Raw genomic sequence first — 5244 nt, forward strand, 5'->3', positions numbered from 1 at the left:
CTAGCTATTTTGGTGGTGGCGCTAGTTATGAGAATGGAGAATGGGTTGCCCCCACCTTCAAGCTTAAAACTGTCAATTCTGATGGTAGTGCTGGTGAGGAAAAGGTTTACAATAGTGTATCGGAAGCATTTGCTGGTGTTGCGAGTTCTATTACGAATGTTCATAATGATGTGACCAATGTAGTCAGTGATAGCCTTGCGAAGCAGGATGAAAAGACGAAAGTTATCAATATTGGTAAAGAAGTAGAAGGTACAGAACTCAATATCGCAAATAAGGAGCAGGCAGATCGGACACTTTCAGGTGTTAAGGCAGCAACGAAGAATAATGAAGCGGTTAACAAAGAGCAACTTGATCAAAGTTTAGAGAAGCTTTCTAGCAGCCTTCAGTCTGATGATTCAGCTGTTGTTCATTACGATAAAAAAGATGGTGATAATGGCAGCATTGATTACACGAGTGTAACTTTAGGAAAAGGTAAGGATGCAGGACCAGTTGCACTTCATAATGTAAAAGATGGTACCATTGCTGAAAATTCACATGATGCAATTACGGGTAGCCAGATAAACACGATTTCTCAGGATTTAGCCAAGTTTTTTGGTGGTGATGCAAAATTTGTTGGCGGTACGTTTACAGGACCAACCTACAAGTTATCGAAGGTTGATGCAGATGGTAATATAACAGACAGTTCTTTTGAAAATGTTGGTAGTGCATTTACTGGTCTTGATGATAATATCAAGAATGTGAATGCGCGGATTAAAGAAGTCTCTGAAGGGGTAGCGCAGGATTCCTTAAATTGGAGCGAGACTGCACATGCGTTTGTCGCGCGTCATGAGAAGAAGCAAGAAGAAAAAGGCAGAGCTGTAAGGACACAAGAAAACAGTAGAATTACGTTTCTAGCAAATGGTGAGATTAGCGCTAAATCAACAGATGCTGTAACGGGTAGTCAGCTTTTTGAAACGAATGATAAGGTTATTACTTATTTAGGGGGCAATGCAGCTTTTAATAATGGTGCGTTTACAGGGCCAACCTATAGTTTATCGGAGATTGATAAAGATGGTAAGATAACAGCCAAACCTTTTACCAATGTTGGTTCAGCTTTTGAAGGACTTGATACAAATATCAAGAATGTAAATCAGAGGATTAAGGAAGTTTCTGAAGGAGTCGCACAGGATTCCTTGAATTGGAGTAATGAAGCCAATGCGTTTGTAGCTAAGCATGGAACGGAAGGAAGCAATAGCAAATTGAAGTTTCTATTAGATGGAGAAATTTCTAAAGGTTCGACAGAAGCGATCACGGGCAATCAGCTTTATTCAATGAATCAGACATTTGCGACCTATTTTGGTGGAGGTGCAGGTTATGATAAAGATGGACAATGGAAAGCACCAAGTTTTGTGATCAAGAAAGTTGATGCGGAAGGTAAAGAAAGTGAGGAAAGCTACAATAGTGTAGCGGAAGCATTTGCTGGTGTTGCGAGTTCTATCACGAATGTTCATAATGATGTAACGAATGTTGTCAGTGATAGCCTTGCCAAGCAGGATGAAAAGACAAAAGTTATCAATATTGGTACAGAAGTAGAAGGTACAGAACTCAATATAGCCAACAAGACTGGTACGGATCGGACTCTTTCAGGTGTTGGTGAAGCAACAAAGGATAATGAAGCTGTTAACAAAGGTCAGCTTGATGCAAGTCTGAAGGAACTTTCCAGCAGCCTTCAGTCTGATGATTCAGCAGTGGTTCTCTACGATAAACAGGCAGATGGTAAAACTGATTATAGCAGTGTGACTTTAGGTAAAGGTAAGGATGCAGGACCAGTTGCACTTCATAATGTTGCCGAAGGTAATATTGCTAAGGATTCAAGGGACGCAATTACAGGTGGTCAGCTTTATTCCTTAGGGGACAATGTTGCAACTTATTTAGGTGGTGGCGCTGAATATAAGGAAGGTCAATGGAGTGCTCCAAGCTTTAAAGTTAAAACTGTCAAAGGTGATGGTAGTGATGTTGAAGATAAGGAATATAAAACTGTAGCGGAGGCATTGGCTGGAGTTGGTGCTTCCATCACCAATGTTCGCAAAGAGATTAACAATGAAATTACTAATGTTGTCAGTGATAGCCTTGCCAAGCAGGATGAAAAGACAAAAGTTATCAATATTGGTACAGAAGTAGAAGGCAGTGAAATCAATATCGCAAATAAAGACAAAGGGGATAGAATACTTTCCGGTGTGAAGGAAGCAACGAAGAATAATGAAGCAGTCAACAAAGAGCAACTTGATAAAAGTTTAGAGAAGCTTTCTAACAATCTTCAGTCTGATGAATCGGCTGTTGTTCACTATGATAAAAAAGATGGTGATAATGGCATCACTAATTATGCGAGTGTGACTTTGGGTAAAGGTAAGGGTTCTGCATCTGTTGGTTTGCATAATGTTGCCGAAGGTCAGATTAGTGAGAATTCGCATGATGCGGTTAATGGCGGTCAGATTTCTAAGGTTTCTCAGGATATTGCGGAATACTTAGGTGGAGGTACAAGCTTTAAAGATGGTACTTTCACGGGTCCAACCTATAAATTATCCAGTGTTGATGCAAAAGGCGAGGAAGTAGAAAAATCCTATAGTGATGTTGGTTTAGCCATTGAAAGCATTGATACGAATTTCAAGAATGTAAATAGCAACCTAACGAATAAGTTTAATGAACTTACTGAAAACATCACGAATATTACTCAGGAAGTTCAAGGCGATGCGCTGTTGTGGGATAAGGACGCAGAGGCATTTGTAGCGACGCATGGAGAGAAGGAAAGCAAGAGTAAGATTACATCACTTGCAGCTGGCTCTATAGTATCAGGCTCGAGTGATGCGATTACGGGTGGACAGATTTATGATCTGCAAAAACAGTTTGCTGGCTATTTTGGTGGAGGTGCTGGTTATAATGAGAAAGGCGAATGGCAAGATCCGGATTTCCAAATTCAGACTTTCAGCAATGATGGTACGAAAGGTGATAAGAAGAGCAGTAATAATGTTGCAGGTGCGTTTAATGACATTAATGACAGCATGAGCACTATCAACGCTCGTATTAAGGAAGTTTCAGAAGGAGTTGCACAAGATTCTTTATCATGGAGCAAGGCTGATGGTGCTTTTGTCGCCTTGCATGGAGAAAAAGATGGTGCAAAGACAAACAGCAAGATTAAGTTCCTTGCGGCAGGAGATATTACGAAAGAATCGACAGATGCAGTCAATGGCTCCCAACTTTATTCCTTAGGAAAAGATCTTGCATCGTACTTAAACGGTGATGCTAAGTATGAGAAAGATCAATGGTTGTTGCCTAGATTTAAAGTTACACACCTTAAAGAAGATGGCACATCAGAAGAAGCTGAGTACGATAGTGTTTCAGAAGCTCTTTCAGGTGTTGGTAATTCTTTCACGAATGTGGTTAAAGACTTTAATGACAAAGTCACGAATATTACTCAGGAAGTTCAAGGCGATGCGCTGTTGTGGAATAAGGACGCGGAGGCGTTTGTAGCGACGCATGGAGGAAAAGACGGTGAGAAGACCAACAGCAAGATAACGTCGCTTGCAAATGGTGACATTACTGCTAGCTCAAGCGATGCTGTAGCAGGAAATCAGCTATATGCTCTAGGTAACAGTGTTGCGCAGTCTTTAGGTGGTGATGCTAGTTATGCAGGTGGCGCTTGGACAGCTCCAAGTTTCAAAGTTAAGACCGTTAATGAGGATGGTACTAAAGTTGAAGAGAAGAAGTATGATAATGTATCGGAAGCATTTGCTGGTGTAGGAACATCTTTTGAGAATCTTCAAAAAGAGTTCACTCAAAACAACACGGAGGTTACTGAAAATATTAAGCAGAATGCGTTGTTGTGGAGTGATGAAGATAATGCGTTTGTAGCGACACATGGAGAGGGTGCTGGGAAAGGCAACAGTAAAATTAAGTTTCTTTCCAATGGAGAGGTTTCTGCAAGCTCAAGTGATGCGATCAATGGTTCTCAGCTTTTTGATACGAATAAGACTGTTGCATCTTATTTAGGTGGTGGCGCTGAATATAAGGAAGGTCAATGGAGTGCTCCAAGCTTTAAGGTTAAGATTGTCAAAGAAGATGGCAGTGCTGTTGAAGAGCAGAGCTATGATGATGTTGCCAAAGCATTTGCTGGTGTAGGGAATTCATTCACAAATATTCACAAAGAGCTTAAGAATGAGATTAACCAAGTTGTAGGAGATAGTCTTGTTAAGCAAGATGAAAAGACACATGTTATTAGTGTAGGGGGTGAAAAGAGTGGTACAGAAGTTAAGCTTTCGAATATTGATGGTGCTGCACGGATCCTTTCTGGTGTGAAATCAGGAACGCTTTCGGAAGCATCGAGTGATGCAGTGAATGGTTCTCAGCTTTTTGCGACCAATCAAAATGTAAGCAGTGTGTCAAACAATCTTGAAACAACAGCTACGAATATAGCTAAATCTTTAGGTGGTGGCGCTGAATATAAGGAAGGTCAATGGAGTGCTCCAAGTTTCAAAGTTAAGACCGTTAATGAGGATGGTAGTGCTGTTGAAGAGCAGAGCTATGATGATGTTGCGTCTGCCTTTGCTGGTGTTGGTGATTCATTCATGAATATTCATAAAGAGCTTCAGAATGAGATTAATAAAGTTGTAGGAGATAGTCTTGTTAAGCAAGATGATGATACGAAGGTAATCAAGATAGGTGGTGAAAAAGAGGGTAGTGCAATCACAATTGCAAACATGAATGGTGATGCACGTAGTCTCTCTGGCGTGAAAGCTGGAACACTTTCTGAAGGCTCGACAGAAGCAGTGAATGGTTCTCAGCTTTATTCCTTGAATCAGACGCTAGCGACTTATTTTGGTGGTGGCGCTCACTATGAAGATGGTCAATGGGTAGCACCTACTTTCAAAGTTACGACATTTAATGATGATGGTAGTCCAGAAGAGCATAGCTATCCCAATATTGCTGAAGCGTTTGCCGGTGTAAGCAATTCATTTACAAAGCTTCATAATGAGATTTCAGACAATATTGAGCAGAACGCGTTGTTGTGGAGTGATGAAGACAGTGCGTTTGTAGCGCTTCATGGGAAGGGAGATAAAAGAAGTAAGAGCAAACTGAAGTCAGTTTTAGATGGCGATATTTCTGAAGGTTCGACAGAGGCGATTACGGGCAATCAGCTTTATTCCTTGCATCAGACGCTAGCGATGTATTTAGGAGGAGGAGCTAGCTATGAAGGTGGCGAATGGAGGG

Annotated in this window: 1 pseudogene; it reads left to right on the top strand. The window is 41.0% G+C overall.

Annotation, left to right across the window (positions count from 1 at the left end):
• Positions 1-5244 (top strand): annotated as a pseudogene (locus tag ACFILA_RS09040) (hypothetical protein); the annotation flags it as partial.

This window comes from Bartonella sp. CL71SXKL, assembly GCF_042194935.1.
In the GTDB taxonomy this organism is placed as follows: domain Bacteria; phylum Pseudomonadota; class Alphaproteobacteria; order Rhizobiales; family Rhizobiaceae; genus Bartonella.